The following is a 16,980-nucleotide window of genomic DNA, read 5'->3' on the forward strand; positions in this document are numbered from 1 at the left end:
ACACATCAAACCCGTGATAATAGTGCGTTACGAACTCCGTTCTAACACACGCTACAATACCTAATTTCGTTCAAAAATCAAATAGTAATCCTATAGATTATTAAATATAGGAATCCGGTTTGATTTCCGAAAATACCCGTAGGATGTGTTAGCGACAGCGTAACGCATCAAACCCGTGATAATAGTGCGTTACGAACTCCGTTCTAACACACGCTACAATACCTAATTTCGTTCAAAAATCAAATAGTAATCCTATATCTTAAAATTCTTCACAAGTTCCTCATTTTTTTTAAATATAGTCAAAACATAAACAACATAAACACATTGTTTTAAATATCCAAAGGTTTAGCAACTGACTATTCTGTGCAATAACACTTTTAGTAACAGGATTTGAGAAAAATATGAATTACTGTCCTTGCTGTTCAAATTTACTTTTAGAACATATACGCCGTACAGAGAGTTATTGGTTTTGCCGCCACTGCTGGCAAGAAATGCCTGTTTATACTTTGAATGAATCTAGTTCATTTACAGAGGCCGTCGCAGAAAAAATTTCTAGAAAACCTCAAAAAGAAAAACGTATAAATACTACTGTTTACGCAAACCAATTGCAACCTATGAACGAATGGATAGGACTACAAAACTTGTCTGCCTAATATCCAATTACCGGAATTAATTGAGTAGAGTTTTTCCTTGAAATATTCCAGTAATTAATTGTCATCAAATCCGAGGCTATAGCCCATCTATAAGGTATTAGCTGACATAACTAGAAAGTTTAAAGAAGCAGGAGGAGTAAATAATCTGGTGATTTAACCCCGGATTATTTAGAGCTACTGAATGAGATTGATGCTCCGAACTTCATATTAATTCAATAATCTCTTATTTAAAACCCCCGATTTAATTCGAGGGTTTTAAATAATGAAAAATGAATTTGTAATTTTGATTTTATTAATATATCGCTCATGTGTTACAGCTTATATATAATATGCAGTCTCAATCATGTTCCCAAGATTCGTGATTGAGTAAGTCGATAATTCTATCTCTGAGTAGAAATTCATTTTTTTCTAGCTCAAGTTCAAAATTAACCCACTCACGATGAGGAATATATTTACACAGAGTATAAATTGCCTGCTGACGGTTAACAAGTCTCTTTTTAACAAGTTGAAGTGCTTCTTTCTTGATAACTTCGATGTCATATTTAACCGTAGTGTTCATAGGTCGTTCCTTTATTTTCAATCAAGGAATTAAGAATCAAAACAAGAATTTATTTGACTCTACCTTAAACTTATCAAATAAATTGGCGAGAATTATGAAGAATCAAGACATTAACTCTTGTTGGAAGTTAAGTATCTCAGTAAACTCTTTTTTAAGGTTTCAAAAGATACTTTTATTCCAGTAATTCTTGCAGAACAAGAAGGCTAGCAAGAAGAAGTTGTAAATACCAGAAGAGAATGTAGATGCTCTTTGGGCGACTTCGCCAAACTTAGGTTAGGGTAAATAACATTCTCTACAAAACTTATACTATGCTTTTAAATCTTGATAAAGTTCGTCAATATTTTCCTGCACTCACTAGTGAATGGACTTTTTTTGATAATGCTGGCGGGTCACAAACCCTGAAAAAGGTAGTAGATAGAATTAGCGAATTTCTTCTGAGTTCTGATGTTCAGTTGGGAGCTTCTTATGGTGTTTCTCAACTTGCGGGAGAACGATTGGCTTTAGCAACTAGAGGAATGGCTACTTTCATTAATGCTAATTCTCCTAAAGAAGTAGTTATGGGCCCATCTACGACAATGATGTTGAAAGTTCTCTCAATTTGTCTAGGTCAAACCTTTACACCTGGTGATGAGATTATTGTGACTAATTGCGATCATGAAGCCAATATTGGCGCTTGGGTCGCTTTGGAGAAACAAGGAATTAAGGTTAAAGTATGGCAAATTCGCCCAGATACCTTAGAACTTGATTTAAGAGATTTAGAACAATTGATGAGCCAGCGTACAAAATTGGTAGCTTTGACTCATGCTTCTAATGTTTTGGGAACTATCAATCCTATTAAAGAAATTGCTGCATTTGTACACGATCGCAATGCGATGATTTGTGTAGATGGTGTAGCTTATGCACCACACAGATTAGTGGATGTCCAAGATTTAGATGTTGATTTCTACGCTTTGAGTTGTTACAAAGTATATGGCCCACACCATGCCTTACTTTATGGCAAAGAAGAACATTTATTAAGATTGCCTGGACTAAATCATTATTTTATTCAACAGACAGATATACCTTATAAATTTCAGTTAGGGAATGTCAATTTTGAATTAAGTTATGGAATGTTAGGTTTATGTGATTATTTAAGTGAGTTAGCACAACTGCACTATGGCGATCGCACTGCACCTGATTTGAGAGGTCAGATGGTGCAGGCATTTGATTTAATGAGCATACATGAAGAAAAAATTAGCGATCGCCTTCTAAATTACCTCAACAGTAAACCTAATGTGCGAGTGATTGGCCAATCGAAGGCTGATCGAGAATTCCGCGTACCGACTATATCTTTTGTAGTAGATGGAATGCATAGCTCAAGCATTCCGGCAAAAATTGACCAGCATTACATCGGGATTCGCTACGGAGACTTTTATGCTAAACGCCTGATTGAATACCTGGGGTTAGCCTCGCAAGGTGGAATAGTTCGGGTGAGTATGGTACATTACAACACTCTTGAGGAAGTTAACAGCTTGATTGAGGCATTTGAGCAGATATTTTAAGATTGGGAATTGGGCATTGGGAATTGGGAAGTGGGAATTGGGAATTGGGCATTGGGCATTGGGCATTAGGCATTGGTATTTTTCCCCCTGCTCCCTGCTCCCTGCCCCCTTGCCTCTTCCCCATTCCCTAATACCTATTAACAAGCTGCAAAACCTGTACCTCTTCTTGTGGCGAAATTAATGTTTTACCCACAGGGAGAACAGCTAAGGCATCGGTTTGAGCTAAATTAATTAAATTGCCAGAACTATGGCTACCACCAGCTTTGTGAAATTCGTAAACTCCATCAATTAAATGCAATTTACCCCAAAGGTAAATTTCCCGCTTACCATCCGATCGCAATTCATGATGCGATCGCACTTTCAAAAACATTGGCTGCCAACCTTCAGCAATTCCCGAAAGTTTCTTAATCGCTGGTAGCACAAACCGCCAAAATGTCACCAACACAGCCGCAGGATTTCCTGGTAAACCAAAATAAAGTGGGCAGTTTGTAGAGACGCGATTCATCGCGTCTGTAGGATTCATCGCGTCTGTAAGATTCATCGCGTCTGTAGGATTCATCGCGTGTCTACTGGGAAAAGTGGCGACGGTGAGGGGTTTCCCTGGCCTCATTTCCACAGAGCGAATGTGGATTTTTGCCTTTAGAGACTGTAAAATTTTGTCAACATAGTCATAATCTCCCACTGAGACACCGCCAGAAGAGAGAACTATATCAGCGATCGCAACAGCATGAGCAATAACTTTCTCCAGAGTAACTGGATCGTCTTTCACAATCCCTAACAGTAATGGTTCTGCGCCACTCTCCTTTACCAAAGCTGCTAGCGCATACTGATTAGAATCCACAATCTGTCCTGATTGCAACGGTTGATCGACACTCACCAATTCATCACCAGTAGAAAAAATTGCCACACGCGGACGGCGGTAAACACTTAATTGGGGACACTGTGCTGCCGCTAATACAGCAATTTCTGAGGCATTTAACTTAATTCCGGCTGGTAATAGTTGTGTTCCAGCTTGGTAAAAAGATGCTTGATATCTGACAAATTCTTGCGGTTTTGGTGCAGCCAAAATATACACGCGGTTTTTCTCACGGCGTGTCCTCTCTTGCATAACTACAGTATCCGCACCTGCTGGAATCACCGCACCTGTGAAAATCCGTGCAGCTTCCCCTGGTTGAATTGTAGATTTGGGCTGATATCCAGCCGGAATCTCTTCAACAATTTCTAAAACGGCCGGTTGTTCGGCGCTAGAGTGCTGTACATCTTCGTAGCGAACTGCGTAACCATCCATTGCCGAATTATCCCAATGGGGAAAATCTAACGGACTGGTGACGGGCACTGCTAAAATTCGGCTATCGGCTGCCAATAAATCTACAAGTTCTGTATCCCGTTGACAATCCAACGGTTGTACTAAATTTAAAATAATTGCTTCTGCATCGCTGACTGATACCATAGCGATCGCCTCCGACTTTTTACTTCATCCCTGTAAAGTAACACTGAGTCTACTCTTGGTTAGCTTTGTAGAGATTTGTATGAGCAGTCAATCCCAAACTACACACTGCTAGTAAACCTATAATTACGCTTCCTTCGGGGACTTTGGATACCTGAACAGAATTGTTACTCAAATCTAGTATTTTCTTTGTCCCTGCTGCATCTCTATTGTTAAAACCAAATTCTTTAGCTAGAACCTCATCGCTAAAACCTTGGTCTATAAGTGCAAGATTATTATTCAGCCATGTGTCGCTAGGAAGTTCATCATCCTTGCCAACATCAAATGGGCCAAATATTTGCTCTTTAGTGTTATCAAAGTTAAATCTCAAAAAGCTGTAGTTAGATACACCATTAAGCACTGGAGTGAAACTATTTATGAGAGTACTAAATGGATCGAAGAAGGAAATAGAGAGAGACTGCAAGTTCTTCGTAGTTCCCAAACCTGTTTCCGAAATGACGCTGGGAGCGGTTGTTGTATCGTAGTTAAATGAACCTTTAGCTGAATAACCAGTGTCTCCCTTCCAGCTGAAGTTGAATTCAGCAGCATTAGCTAGATTATGAGTGGTGATAGCGATCGCTAACCCTAAAGCAGTAGTCGTCACCATACGAATAGCTGTTTTAGCAAACAGATGTGTCATAAATAGAACTTCCAAATAGTTTTTACAACAATACAATACGATATTTCCCAAAAATAAACTCTTGTACAATGGGCAGCATGAATGCCCTAATTATGAGACTTTTCTCTGTGTATAACGGTTTAAACGCCAAACCCAAGTCATCACCCAATACTTGTCGGTTAAAGGGAAAAAGGGAAAGAAAAAACCTTTAACCTTTACCCTTTAACCTTTACCCCAAACCCAATGCCGAGTTAAAAATGCAAAACCCGAGCAGTATTGAGTCATCACCTTAAGATAAAAAACAGGAGCAATCATTATTCTCCAACCCCTAAATAAAAATACCTATTTTGTATGACTATCGAACGACTTCCCCAAAAACACTATCCCAAGGCTGAAATTGGGCGGCGAGGTATGGCATTAGGACTTGATTTCCTTGGTGTCTGGTTAGTCAGTTCCCTACTGGGAGGCAGCGATATCGGTATTCAATTTGTTGAAATCTTAGTTTTTGTAATGCTTTGGCTGATTTTGCGGGTACTAGTGCCATACAACAATCAAGGGCAAAGTTTAGGGCGTTGGGCGTTCGATTTAAAGGTGTTGGAAGTCGAAGATAGGGAAGTTGTAGGCAGAATTCCAGATTTGCTCTCACTAGTGAAGCGAGAAGCAATTATCGGCTTGGGTGCGCTTTTGGTGTCAATTGCCCTGAGCAATATTAGAGCCAATCCCACTGCTATACTGCTAGTAATTCCCCTCGCAATTGATTGTGGGACTGCCTTCTCTGATACCCAGATGCGGCAGGCTTTACACGATCGCTATTGTGGAACCTTCATCGTTTCATCGCGTCGTGGCTACTCACTTGATATAAAAGTTAAAAGATTAGTTGAAAATATGCGGCGGAATGTGAGAAGATAGTCATTTGTGTTAAATCTCTTCAGGCTTCACTGTTTGTAAGATTATGGCTAAGAGTAAAGGTGCCCGCATCATTATCACACTAGAGTGTACTGACTGCCGGACAAATTCAGACAAGCGTTCTGCTGGTGTTTCACGCTATACCAGCACCAAGAATCGCCGCAACACGACTAATCGGCTAGAACTGAAAAAGTTCTGCACCCACTGCAACAAACATACTGTTCACAAGGAAATTAAGTAGAGATGAGTTATTTCCGTCGTCGTCTGTCTCCGATTAAGCCAGGAGAACCAATCGATTATAAAGATGTTGATTTATTACGTAAGTTTGTCACCGAGCGGGGTAAAATACTGCCACGTCGAATTACTGGGCTTACCTCTCAGCAACAGCGAGAGTTGACATTAGCAATTAAACGTTCGCGGATTGTGGCTTTGTTGCCATTTATCAATGCGGAAGGCTAAAAAGAGTGATGAGTTATGAGTTATGAGTTATCAATTAACTCCTCACTCCTAACTCCTAACTATTTAAACTGTTCACCAAATTAAAGTGCGAGAGTTGTGGAGAAGGGGACGCTAGTTGAATTTAGGGTTCAAGGCGATCGCCGTCTGGGGATCGTAGAACGCCCAGACGGTAAAACCCGCTGGTTTGTGGTAGATGACCGTGGTCAGTCCCACAGCCTCGCGCCTAGACAAATAACTTATACAGTTACCGGACAGACCTACAAGACCTCTGAGATTGCCAGCTTTTTGGAGCAAGTCAACCCTTATCTAGACCCATCTAGCTTAGAGATAGCTTGGGAATTACTGGTTGAAGATGGGGAAACAGTCACTCCAGAACTGATGGCGAATCTGCTGTTTTCGGAATCAGCCGCGCCTCATTGTTACGCCGCCCATTGCTTGTTATCAGACGACAAACTTTATTTCAAGCAAAAAGGAGACGCTTATGAGCCGCGAACTGCTGCTCAGGTGGCAGAACGCAAGCACCAGATCGAAGTAGAGGCATTAAAAGCTAAAGGACAGCAGGAATTTTTAACTCGTGTAGAACAGGCGCTCAAAGGTGAAGCAGTAGAATGGCAGCGCCACGATCGCCAGCGTCTAGAAGGACTCGAAAAATACGCCGCCTTGCTTGCTGATACAGTGCGGACAGGAGTTAATTATGACTCCTTAGCTCGCGCTTATCCGCCCAGCGCTCCAGTATTAGAAACGATGACCATGCTGGGACGACCCACAACGCCTCAAGGGGCTTTTCAACTATTAGTAGATTTAGGTTGCTGGAGTCCTTATGAAAACCTGTTCCTGCGTCGTTCTTCAATTCCGATTCAATTTCCTCATAAGGTATTAGAAGTGGCGCAACAGCGTTTGGATTTCCCACCGATTGACTCAGATACAAACCGCCTCGATCTGACTCACCTGAAGGTCTACACTATTGATGATGAAACTACCACAGAGATCGACGATGGTCTAAGTTGGGAAGTTCTACCCGATGGCCGGGAGCGGTTGTGGGTGCATATCGCCGATCCGACTAGATGGTTAGTCCCCGAAGATGAATTAGATTTGGAAGCCAGAAAGCGGGGTAGTACAGTCTACTTACCTACGGGGATGATTCCCATGTTCCCAGAAGTATTGGCAACTGGGCCAATGAGTCTAATCCAGGGAAAGGTTTGTTGCGCCCTCAGTTTCGGAATTATTTTAGATACAACTGGGGGAGTAGAAGATTACAGCATTCATACCAGCTTAATTAAGCCGACTTATCGCCTCACCTACGAAGATGTAGATGAAATGTTGCAATTACGGGTACAGGCAGAACCAGAAATTGCTGCGATCGCAACTTGGGCGCAAAAACGAAAAGCTTGGCGTTATGCTCAAGGGGCAATTAGTATCACCATGCCCGAAGCAACAATCAAAGTCAAAGGTGACGAGATCGATATTGATATTTTGGACGATTCCCCATCACGGCAAGTAGTCGCAGAAATGATGATTGTTGCCGGTGAAGTTGCGGCTCGTTATGGTAAAGCTCATAACATACCTTTACCTTTTCGCGGTCAACCTCAACCAGAATTACCTTCAGAAGAAGAATTATTGCTACTTCCTGCCGGATTCGTTCGTGCTTGCGCCATGCGTCGTTGTATGCCCAAGAGTGAAATGAGCATTACACCTCTACGCCATGCTGGTTTGGGTTTAGATACTTACACTCAAGCAACCTCTCCCATCCGTCGTTACAGTGATTTGCTTACTCACTTCCAACTTAAAGCCCATTTGCGTGGTGAAGTTCTGCCATTTTCCGCAGATCAACTTAAAGAAGTGATGATGACTGTCAGCAGCATCACCCAAGAGGTGACGATGGTAGAACGGCAAACTAATAGATATTATGCTTTAGAGTATTTACGCCGTCATCCAGAGGAAACTTGGGATGTCACAGTATTAATGTGGCTGCGGGAAGACAGCAACTTGGCCCTAATTTTGATCGAAGATTTGGGCTTACAGTTACCAATGGTTTTCAAACGTTCTGTGAAGTTGGGCGAACAGATTTTAGTGAAAGTTAGCCACGCCGATCCGCAAAAAGATATGATTCAGTTTCAAGAAATAATTTATCAAGAAGCCCAAACAGCAGCAAATTAAATAATTTGTCATTTGTCATTTGTCATTTGTCATTTGTCAAATAAGGTACGTCATAGCCCCTTCCTCGCTTGCCTACCGGGTTACACAAGTTAACCTGGAGCGAGTTTCCAGACTAAAATCTGCAAAATAATCTAAATATCATTAGTTAATACTGAGGCAAGGTCAGCAGGACGAGACAAGTGTGGGCAATGTCCTCCAGGTAGTTCTATGGCATCAACTCCCAAGCGCTTACGTGCAGCGTAGCGTGACCATGCAGGAGAGATTATCCGATCGTCACTACAAAAAATATATTTATACTCTACATTTGGTAGATCCTTCAGGGGATTAACCTCAAAAATGTATGCCATTGATTGCTGCAAACGTCTTTTTGAAAATGCCCAACGCATTGTATCCGGTTGACAATCGTGATAGAAAAATTCCATTAATACGGCTTCATCTGAAAAGTCTTTACCAGCAGAAATTGGATTAAAGATATAAGGTTCATCATTAAATTGTTGGAGTTGATGTAACTCTTTGGGTTCGTAATTTAATGATTTGAGGCTATCAGAATCTAAATGATGAGAAAATTGATCCAATGTACTGGTTTGTGGGTATGGAATAAGCGCAGTTAGGAATACCAATTGACGTACTTGACGCGCTTCTGCAACAAGGGGAATAACAGTACCAGCCATTGAGTGACCAACCAACACAACATCATCATCAGTTTTTGGAAGTGCTTGCAATACTACATCTGCAAATTGCGATAAACTTGCAGATTTATCTTCAATTGGCAAATCCATTGCTATTGTTTTGTGACCTTGCGCTTCTAAATAAGGAATTAATAAACCCCAACACCAAGCGCCTTGGAAAGCGCCATGAACTAGACAAAAAAGACTCATAGTGATTTTAGGTGAGTTTTTTGAATTGTGCTTATCTTTTACCTTACAAGTATTAGAGCAGAAAGCCCAGGAGGATACATCAGTCCTTCAAGCATTGGCTCAATGCGAAATTTTTATTTATAATTCCAGTGACTACTAATTTTTGCGATCGCCTCTGGCACTGTTATGGAGAGCGCCATTACTTTTGATTACAGCACTAACGTTTTGAACTCACCCGCGATTAAAAAGTTTCTCGGTGAAGTACTGGCGATCGTTGTGGAGGAGGAAATGCCCCTGAAAGACCGCATGGCAAAACCGCAAAGGGGGCGTGATATTCCACTTATCATTACCTGAACTCCAGCACAAGGCACAATCATGTCAACACTCCAGTTTCTCTTGCTTGAAGACAATCCAGTGGATGCAGAGTTAATTCGAGCCATACTGTTAGATGGCGGCATTAACTATGAACTGCAAAGAGTAGATACTCACGCTGATTTTGTGACAGCACTCTCAACCGAGGAGTTCGACTTGATTCTGGCGGATTATGCCCTGCCCGATTTTCATGGCATCGATGCGTTAGAAATTGCCCGCAACCTTTGTCCTGAAACTCCCTTTATTTTTGTCTCTGGCAGTTTGGGTGAGGAATTGGCGATCGAAACGCTCAAACGGGGAGCCACAGATTATGTTCTCAAGAAACGGTTAGGGCGACTGATACCCTGCGTTCAACGGGCATTGCAGGAGGCTATTGAACGCCACAAACTTAAACAGGCAGAACTGATGTTGATCGAGCAGAATCGTCTGCTGGAGTCGATCGCATCGGGGCAGGCTCTGGATGAATGCCTTGCAGCCGTATGTGCCTCGGTGTCTCAGCTTAATCCCCGCACCCGTGCCTGTTTTCTGCTGACAGATGCCCAAGGACTGACGTTTAATACCTCCATTACCCCGGATTTCGGGGCAGATTTTGGGCAAGGACTTAAAGATGCTCCGATTAATGACCTGTGTATCGGAACGTGCGGTGAGGCGGTGTATTGCGGTCAGCCCGTTAGTTGCGCCGATATTGCCAACGACGATCGCTGGTCACAAGAATGGCGAAACTTATGTGTGACTCACGGAATACTAGCGTGTCATTCTTCACCTGTGCTGAACGCGAACAGCGTGCCCCTTGGATCTTTGATGCTGTGCTTCGACGAGGCCCGGATGCCGACTGACTGGGAACGCCAACTAGCAAACTTCGGTACTAAAGTTGCTAGCATCGTCTTTGAACGCGATCGCTCAAACCAAGCCTTGCAAGAAAGTGAGGAGCAGAGCCGGAATATTCTGGAAAGCATTACAGACGCATTCTTTGCCGTGGATGAGAACTGGCTGTTTACTTATGTGAATCAAACAGCTGGGGCGCTGGTTGAGCGGATTCCAGGTGACTTAATTGGAAAAAATTTTTGGGAAGAATTTCCGGGTGTTAATGGCAGCGACTTTGAGCAGATGCATCGGCGCGTGATGCGCGATCGCGTGGCTGCTTCACTGACAGAGTTTTACCCTGACCACAATCGCTGGTATGAAGTTCACTCCTACCCTGCCGCCAAGGGAGTTACCATGTATTTCAAGAATGTCACCGAGCGAATTCAAGCCGAAGCTGAACGTGAAAAGCTTCTGCAACGGGAGCAAGCGGCACGAGAAGCAGCAGAACTTGCCAACCGGATTAAAGATGAATTTCTAGCTGTGCTGTCCCATGAACTGCGATCGCCCCTCAACCCGATTCTGGGTTGGACGCAGTTGCTGCAAAACGGCAAACTCGATGCAGCCCGCCAAGCTGAGGCGTTGGCAACAATCCAGCGCAACGCCAAACTGCAATTGCAACTGATCGAAGATTTACTCGACATCTCCCGCATTATGCAGGGAAAACTGACCTTAAGAGCGCTTCCCGTCAGTTTGACTTTTGTAATTTCTGCGGCTGTAGAAACTGTGCGTTTGGCCGCAGAAGCAAAGAACATTCAGATCGCACTTGACCTTGACAACACAGTTGCCCCCATTTATGGCGATGCTGGGCGCTTGCAGCAAGTAGTGTGTAACTTGCTTACCAATGCAGTTAAGTTTACACCCAACAGTGGACAAGTAACTGTTGAATTGAGGCAACTCCATCGCCTGATTCAGATTCGGGTAATGGATACGGGTAAGGGCATTAATCCCAGTTTTCTACCCCATGTGTTTGAGTATTTTCAGCAAGAAGACGGCTCGACTACCCGCAAATTTGGTGGATTGGGGCTAGGGCTAGCGATCGTGCAACAAATTGTGGAGATGCACAAAGGCACGGTTAGGGCAGAAAGTCAGGGAGAAAATCAAGGCGCAACCTTTATCGTCCAATTACCTGCCATGCAGCAGGCAACGCCGATGGAATCTGAGCCAACTCGTACCCAAGCAGATACAGAAGCGGCTTTAGATAACATTCAAATTTTGCTCGTGGATGACGATGGCGATACCCGCGAATTTCAGGCATTTCTGCTCCAACAGAGTGGCGCAAAGGTAACAGCCGTTACCTCTGGGTTTGAGGCATTGCAAGCCCTGGATCGGCTGATTCCCGATGTGGTGGTAAGTGATGTGGGTATGGCAAAGATGGATGGCTATATGCTGATGCAGCAGATTCGATCGCGCAGAGCCAACCAGGGCGGAACTGTAAGAGCGATCGCACTTACCGCTTATGCCACAGAACTTGACGGGCAAAGAGCAATTCAAGCAGGATTCCAGATGCACATTACCAAACCTGTGGAGCCAAAAATATTAGTTAGCAAAATCGTGAGCTTGCTAAAACACAATATTTGAAGAAGAATTCAGAAGTCAGAATTCAGGAGTCAGAATCAAGACGCGACGCTCGATGACTCGCTTGCCGTTGGCGCTATCCGCCAGTCATACAGAATACCCAACTGAATTCTGACTCCTGACTCCTGAATTCTGTTTGATAAAGGAGTTATCGCTATTATCGAAATAGCTCAACCACCGTCGGCTTAGTAACTTTCCCCATTGCGTTGCGCGGTAATTCTTCAACTATCAAAATTTTGGTTGGCACTTTATAAACAGCCAATCGCTCTTTTGCCCAACTCCTAAAAGATTCTAATGTCAAAGGTTGTGACCCTTGCAATACTAATGCAGCACAAACCCGTTCGCCCCATTCTATATCTGCAACCCCAACCACTGCACATTCTTGAATATCTGGATGCGATCGCAATACTTCTTCAATTTCTAAAGCTGAAACTTTATAGCCTCCGGTTTTGATGATGTCTACACTCATCCGTCCCAGAATGCGGTAATTCTCGTTCTCAACTACGGCGGTATCTCCAGTACAAAACCAGCCATCTTGGAAGGCTTTGACTGTTGCTTCAGGGTTTTGCCAATATTCGAGAAACACTCCGGGGCCTTTAACTTGGATCTCTCCCGGTGTTCCGGCTGAGACTAATCCGTTCTCATCTACTAATCTTACTTCAACTTCAGGTAGTGGCTTTCCTACATATCCAGCCAACCGTTCACCGTGCAGAGGGTTCGATAACGCCATACCAATTTCCGTCATCCCATATCGCTCTAGCAGAAAATGCCCACTAATACTCTGCCACTTTTCTAAAACTTTAACTGGTAATGCTGCCGAGCCAGAAACCATCAAGCGCATTTTAGCACAGCCTTCTGACATGGCTTTTTGACCTTCTTCAGAGGCATTTTCCCAAGCTGTAATTAGCTTTACATAAATCGTTGGTACTGCCATAAATAAGGTTAAGTCACCGTCACAAATTCGCTTCCAAACGGTTTCGGTATCAAAGCTCAACAGATGACACTCCGCGCCAGCCCATAAAGCACACGTCAGGATGTTAATAATTCCATGAATATGATGTAGTGGCAGTATATGTAAAATGCGATCGCTAGATGTCCATTCCCAAGCAGTATTTAAGCTAGTCACTTGCGCTTGAATATTTTGATGGGTTGTAACTACACCCTTGGGTTTACCCGTTGTACCGCTAGTGTAGAGAATTAAGGCGCGTCTAGTGATATCTACTTCTGGGAGATGAGTAACATTAGATGGGAGGGTTTCTGAGGTAAGGATAAATCTTAAATTTAGTGCTTCGGCTAGCGATGCCTGCGGCGGTAAACTACGCAGTATACTTTCAAAATTAGGATGAGCAACAATAATCGATGCTCCAGAATTAGTAATTACATACTCCAATTCTGGGCGCGGATGGGAAACACACAGAGGTACAGCTATGCCACCAGCACGCCAAATTCCCCATTGAGTGGCTACATATTCAAATCCAGGTGGGATCAGAAAGGCGACTCGCTCCTCTTGTAAATCTTCTCTATTCTGAAGAAGAGTTGTTGCTATTTGACTAGAGGTATGGAGCAAATCCCGATAGGTAAACGATCCATCCGTTGTCACAATAGCTATTTTCTCGCTGTGTTCTTCAGCACGAATAATCAATGGGAGATTCACGTTTATTTACCGATTTAAGGTTGATTCAGTCTGCTTACTCAAAACATATATTAATCCCAAATGAGATGTAGTAACAGCAGAAATATGTAACTCGAGCAATGCTACAACCAGCGTTGTTTTTTAGCATAGACAATACTAAAAATCACAATTAATAGCATCACACCGATTACAACCGGATAAGCCCAAGGTTGCTCTAATTCCGGCATATATTTGAAATTCATGCCATAGAAACCAGACATGAAAGTAATTGGTAAAAATACCGTTGATAAAATAGTTAGGCGATTAATTCGTTCGCCGGTTTTGCTAGCAATATTATCGCGTTGAATTTCCATTAATTCTGACATCCAGGCTCTCAAAGCTTGATATTCTTGCCATAATTTATCAACTTGATGAACTAATTCTTCTTGAAATAGTTCTTTTACTGGCTGGGCAAGCCATTGGAAATCTTCGTAATCCATAATAACCATAAGTGACTTAATGCTTTGGAAATTACGCCGTCCTGAACGAGTAGATTGCCTCATTGTGGCAATTCTTTGGTATGTTGATTCATCGCCAGAATCATCTAAAACTTCATCTTCTAAATCATCAAGTTTTCTAGAAATATAGTCAAATACAGTATGATAATTATGCAAAATCTCTTTAAAAATGAGATAAAAAAGATAGTCAATTCCCCATTTATTAATATCTAGAGGGCGCTTTTGCAGATTATTAGCTAAAATATTTAAAACTTTTAGTTCAGTAATTTCAAATGTAAGTATAAAATTTTTACCGACTACAATATTGCCACGTGCAACCTCAAATTCATGATTTTTTATTTGAGCGGTTAGGATTTCATAGCTATCAAACAAACAATCTTCTACGTCTTCATCAATTCCTAAAGGGGAATGGTTGAAAATCATGTTAACACGAGATGGATTGAGTTCAAAATGCTTAATGATTTTAGCCGTCCCAGTGCGATCGCGGAACTGAACACAGCGTAACCAAATATTCTGCGAAGCATCAATTCTTTTCAGTACCGTATCGACATCTCTATGAGTGAATATTTCCAGGTTATCTGGATAAAAAGTAAGGAGAATTAGCATAATTGAGTCATAGCTCAGTTTTTTTCCATTCTCCCTGATTTAGGACGAGAAGTTTTCACTAGTGCTGACTTATTTTGCAGAATGGCAATTTCTCTCTGTGCATCTTGATAACTATCTTTTTCGCCTTGCTGCTGGAACAGTTTTGCCGCTTTTTGGAAATCTGCGATCGCGCCTTGTTTATTTTTCTGCTTGGTGCGAATCACACCCCGATTATAATAGGCTAAGGCATTGTTCGCATTAATGGCGATCGCGCGTGAATAATCTTGGTTTGCAGCTTTTTTATTTCCTAATTCAAGATAGGCGTTACCACGATTGTTATAAGCTGCGATATTATTAGGATCTAATTTTAGAGCTTCGGTATAATCTTCAATAGCACCTTTATAATCTCCGAAAGAAAAGCGGTGAATACCTCTGTGAATATAAGCGGCAATAAATTTAGGGTCAAGTTGTAAAATAGTATTGTAATCTTCAGTGGCTTCGACTTTATTTCCCAAATCGCTGTAAACATCACCTCGATTAAGATATGCTTCTATATATTTGGGATTAATGTTAATTGCATCCGTGTAATCTTTAATGGCTGCATCTTTTTGTTTATTAATAGATTGAGTCAAAGCCCTTTGATAATAAGCTTTGGCATCACTAGGATTAATCTTAATTACTTTATCAAAATCTTCGATTGCTTCAAGTCTTTGTCTAAGGCGACGGCGGACAATCCCTCGCTGTAAGTAGGCTGCGGTATATTGAGGTTTAAGTGCGATCGCTTTGCTAAAATCTTCAATCGCTCCTTTATTATCCTTTGCTTGAACACGGGCTAACCCACGGCCATAGTAAGCATAAGCATCCTTAGAATTTAACTTAATCGCTTGGGTATAGTCTGCGATCGCTTCTTTATATTTACCTAATTCTGAAGAAGCAAATCCTCGATCAAAATAGGCATTACCATCTTCAGGATTGAGTAAAATTGCTTGACTAGCATCTGCTTGGGCTTGCTCATAATCTCCTAATCGATAATAAGCATCACCTCGCTTATTATAAGCCAAAGCATTTTGCGGATCTGATTCAATAACCTGATTTAAATCTTCAACCGCTCCTTCATAGTTTCCTGCGGCATATTTATTTAATCCTTTTTGGTATAATGTTTGTTGAGCATTACTTACTGTTTTTGGCAATCTTAATTGCCATACTCCAACACCAATTGCGATACAGCTAGCTACCCCCGTGAGAACTAGTAATAATTTTTTATTATGCTGTTTTTGCTGTTCGTGTTCAACATTTGCGATCTTTTTGAGATCGTCTAAAACTTCCGTTGCATATTGGTAGCGCTTACGATAGTCGAAGCGTACCATTTTATTAAGAATAATCGCTAATTTTCTATTAACTTTTAGATTTTTATTCCACCAAACAATTTCACCTGTCAGACGATTTTTCTGATTTCGTAAATGAGATATTTCATTTTCAGATAAACCTAAAAGTGCTGCGATCGCAACTATACCTAAAGCATATATATCGCTGTTATACTTAACGTTACCGTTAATTTGTTCTATAGGCATATATTCGAGACAATCGACAGTATTAGCTATGGCTTCATTTAAAATACCAAAATCAACCAAAACTAACTTTTGATCGGATTCTCGGCGAATAATATTTGCTGGTTTAATATTTCGATGAATTATGCCATAACTATGTACGATCGCCAAAATTTCTAATATCTCTGATAAAAGATTAATTACTTGGTCTTCACTCAGAGGTTTTCCCTGGATAATTTCGTCAGTTAAAGGATTACCAGGGATGAATTCATGAACTATATAAAATTCTTCGTTTTCTTCAAAATAAGCAATTAGCTTCTGAATTTGGTCATGTTCCTGCCCTAGTTTTTCTAAAGTTGCTGTCTTATTGGCAAACAACCGACGTAGGATAGTTAAAGCTTGAGGATTACTACTAGAACTAGGTAATTGCCTTACTAGAAATTGGCTGCTAGGAAGATTAGGATCTTCAGCTAGATAGGTTTTTGTCTTTTCCCCATCATTGAGAACTTTTAGTATTCGGTAACGTCCATCTAGTAAATTAATACGCATCAATATAAATATAGTCTGATAAATTATTTAATTATAGCTTACGTATTATTACTGTCATCTTTGTTAAAGACCAATAGAAAAATAATGTCATTTTGGCAAGTAAAAGTATTAATTATTAGCT

At 41.5% G+C, this 16,980-nt stretch carries 14 protein-coding genes; 7 read left to right on the forward strand and 7 right to left on the reverse strand.

Annotation, left to right across the window (positions count from 1 at the left end):
- Window positions 1-990: 990 nt before the first annotated feature.
- Window positions 991-1,212: a DUF4327 family protein gene (locus RMZ41_RS10525; protein ID WP_322641385.1), complete on the reverse strand. Its 222-nt coding sequence runs from the start codon at window positions 1,210-1,212 to the stop codon at window positions 991-993.
- Window positions 1,213-1,520: 308 nt separating this feature from the next.
- Between RMZ41_RS10525 and RMZ41_RS10530 the strand changes: the two genes are divergently transcribed.
- The gene (locus tag RMZ41_RS10530) at window positions 1,521-2,753 is read left to right on the forward strand and encodes a cysteine desulfurase-like protein (RefSeq protein WP_322641384.1); all 1,233 of its coding nucleotides are present in this window, start codon (window positions 1,521-1,523) and stop codon (window positions 2,751-2,753) included.
- Between the two features lie 127 nt (window positions 2,754-2,880).
- Here the strand turns inward: RMZ41_RS10530 and glp are convergent, their stop codons facing one another.
- On the reverse strand, window positions 2,881-4,203 hold the full coding sequence (glp, locus tag RMZ41_RS10535; protein WP_322641383.1) for a gephyrin-like molybdotransferase Glp: 1,323 nt from the start codon (window positions 4,201-4,203) through the stop codon (window positions 2,881-2,883).
- Between the two features lie 49 nt (window positions 4,204-4,252).
- On the reverse strand, window positions 4,253-4,879 hold the full coding sequence (locus tag RMZ41_RS10540) for a PEP-CTERM sorting domain-containing protein (protein ID WP_322641382.1): 627 nt from the start codon (window positions 4,877-4,879) through the stop codon (window positions 4,253-4,255).
- 330 nt (window positions 4,880-5,209) lie between these two features.
- Between RMZ41_RS10540 and RMZ41_RS10545 the strand changes: the two genes are divergently transcribed.
- The 4 genes from RMZ41_RS10545 (at window position 5,210) to RMZ41_RS10560 (ending at window position 8,380) form a co-directional block, all read left to right on the forward strand.
- Complete coding sequence (locus tag RMZ41_RS10545) at window positions 5,210-5,767, forward strand: RDD family protein (RefSeq protein WP_322641381.1); 558 nt, start codon at window positions 5,210-5,212, stop codon at window positions 5,765-5,767.
- Between the two features lie 43 nt (window positions 5,768-5,810).
- Window positions 5,811-6,005 carry a 50S ribosomal protein L33 gene (rpmG, locus tag RMZ41_RS10550; RefSeq protein WP_322641380.1) on the forward strand — a complete coding sequence of 65 codons (195 nt, stop codon included), beginning with the start codon at window positions 5,811-5,813 and terminating at the stop codon, window positions 6,003-6,005.
- Window positions 6,006-6,007: 2 nt separating this feature from the next.
- Window positions 6,008-6,223, forward strand: coding sequence for a 30S ribosomal protein S18 (gene rpsR, locus RMZ41_RS10555; RefSeq protein WP_012411240.1), 216 nt, complete (start codon window positions 6,008-6,010; stop codon window positions 6,221-6,223).
- A 96-nt stretch (window positions 6,224-6,319) separates the two neighbouring features.
- On the forward strand, window positions 6,320-8,380 hold the full coding sequence (locus RMZ41_RS10560) for a ribonuclease R family protein (RefSeq protein ID WP_322641379.1): 2,061 nt from the start codon (window positions 6,320-6,322) through the stop codon (window positions 8,378-8,380).
- A 131-nt stretch (window positions 8,381-8,511) separates the two neighbouring features.
- Here RMZ41_RS10560 and RMZ41_RS10565 read toward each other — a convergent pair whose 3' ends face one another.
- Window positions 8,512-9,258 carry an alpha/beta hydrolase gene (locus RMZ41_RS10565; RefSeq protein WP_322641378.1) on the reverse strand — a complete coding sequence of 249 codons (747 nt, stop codon included), beginning with the start codon at window positions 9,256-9,258 and terminating at the stop codon, window positions 8,512-8,514.
- 165 nt (window positions 9,259-9,423) lie between these two features.
- On the opposite strand from RMZ41_RS10565, the gene RMZ41_RS10570 reads away from it, so the two are divergent.
- Window positions 9,424-9,591, forward strand: a complete 168-nt coding sequence (locus RMZ41_RS10570; protein ID WP_322641377.1) for a hypothetical protein — start codon at window positions 9,424-9,426, stop codon at window positions 9,589-9,591.
- Window positions 9,592-9,612: 21 nt separating this feature from the next.
- Complete coding sequence (locus RMZ41_RS10575; RefSeq protein ID WP_322641376.1) at window positions 9,613-12,051, forward strand: response regulator; 2,439 nt, start codon at window positions 9,613-9,615, stop codon at window positions 12,049-12,051.
- A gap of 154 nt (window positions 12,052-12,205) precedes the next feature.
- Here RMZ41_RS10575 and RMZ41_RS10580 read toward each other — a convergent pair whose 3' ends face one another.
- The 3 genes from RMZ41_RS10580 to RMZ41_RS10590 all read right to left on the reverse strand — a co-directional run bounded on the left by RMZ41_RS10580 (window position 12,206) and on the right by RMZ41_RS10590 (window position 16,859).
- Window positions 12,206-13,702, reverse strand: a complete 1,497-nt coding sequence (locus RMZ41_RS10580; RefSeq protein WP_322641375.1) for an acyl-CoA synthetase — start codon at window positions 13,700-13,702, stop codon at window positions 12,206-12,208.
- Window positions 13,703-13,803: 101 nt separating this feature from the next.
- Window positions 13,804-14,784: a magnesium transporter CorA family protein gene (locus RMZ41_RS10585; protein WP_322641374.1), complete on the reverse strand. Its 981-nt coding sequence runs from the start codon at window positions 14,782-14,784 to the stop codon at window positions 13,804-13,806.
- Window positions 14,785-14,798: 14 nt separating this feature from the next.
- Window positions 14,799-16,859, reverse strand: coding sequence for a tetratricopeptide repeat protein (locus RMZ41_RS10590; protein WP_322641373.1), 2,061 nt, complete (start codon window positions 16,857-16,859; stop codon window positions 14,799-14,801).
- Between the last annotated feature and the right edge of the window lie 121 nt (window positions 16,860-16,980).

This window comes from Nostoc sp. DedVER02, from assembly GCF_034530675.2.
In the GTDB taxonomy this organism is placed as follows: Bacteria; Cyanobacteriota; Cyanobacteriia; order Cyanobacteriales; family Nostocaceae; genus Nostoc.

Coding starts and splice junctions, on each gene's coding strand:
- RMZ41_RS10585 (WP_322641374.1), bottom strand. CDS start 14,784: ATGCTAATTCTCCTTACTTTTTATCCAGATAACCTGGAAATATTCACT.
- RMZ41_RS10590 (WP_322641373.1), bottom strand. CDS start 16,859: ATGCGTATTAATTTACTAGATGGACGTTACCGAATACTAAAAGTTCTC.
- RMZ41_RS10525 (WP_322641385.1), bottom strand. CDS start 1,212: ATGAACACTACGGTTAAATATGACATCGAAGTTATCAAGAAAGAAGCA.
- RMZ41_RS10545 (WP_322641381.1), top strand. CDS start 5,210: ATGACTATCGAACGACTTCCCCAAAAACACTATCCCAAGGCTGAAATT.
- RMZ41_RS10575 (WP_322641376.1), top strand. CDS start 9,613: ATGTCAACACTCCAGTTTCTCTTGCTTGAAGACAATCCAGTGGATGCA.
- rpsR (WP_012411240.1), top strand. CDS start 6,008: ATGAGTTATTTCCGTCGTCGTCTGTCTCCGATTAAGCCAGGAGAACCA.
- RMZ41_RS10530 (WP_322641384.1), top strand. CDS start 1,521: ATGCTTTTAAATCTTGATAAAGTTCGTCAATATTTTCCTGCACTCACT.
- glp (WP_322641383.1), bottom strand. CDS start 4,203: ATGGTATCAGTCAGCGATGCAGAAGCAATTATTTTAAATTTAGTACAA.
- RMZ41_RS10570 (WP_322641377.1), top strand. CDS start 9,424: ATGGAGAGCGCCATTACTTTTGATTACAGCACTAACGTTTTGAACTCA.
- RMZ41_RS10565 (WP_322641378.1), bottom strand. CDS start 9,258: ATGAGTCTTTTTTGTCTAGTTCATGGCGCTTTCCAAGGCGCTTGGTGT.
- RMZ41_RS10540 (WP_322641382.1), bottom strand. CDS start 4,879: ATGACACATCTGTTTGCTAAAACAGCTATTCGTATGGTGACGACTACT.
- rpmG (WP_322641380.1), top strand. CDS start 5,811: ATGGCTAAGAGTAAAGGTGCCCGCATCATTATCACACTAGAGTGTACT.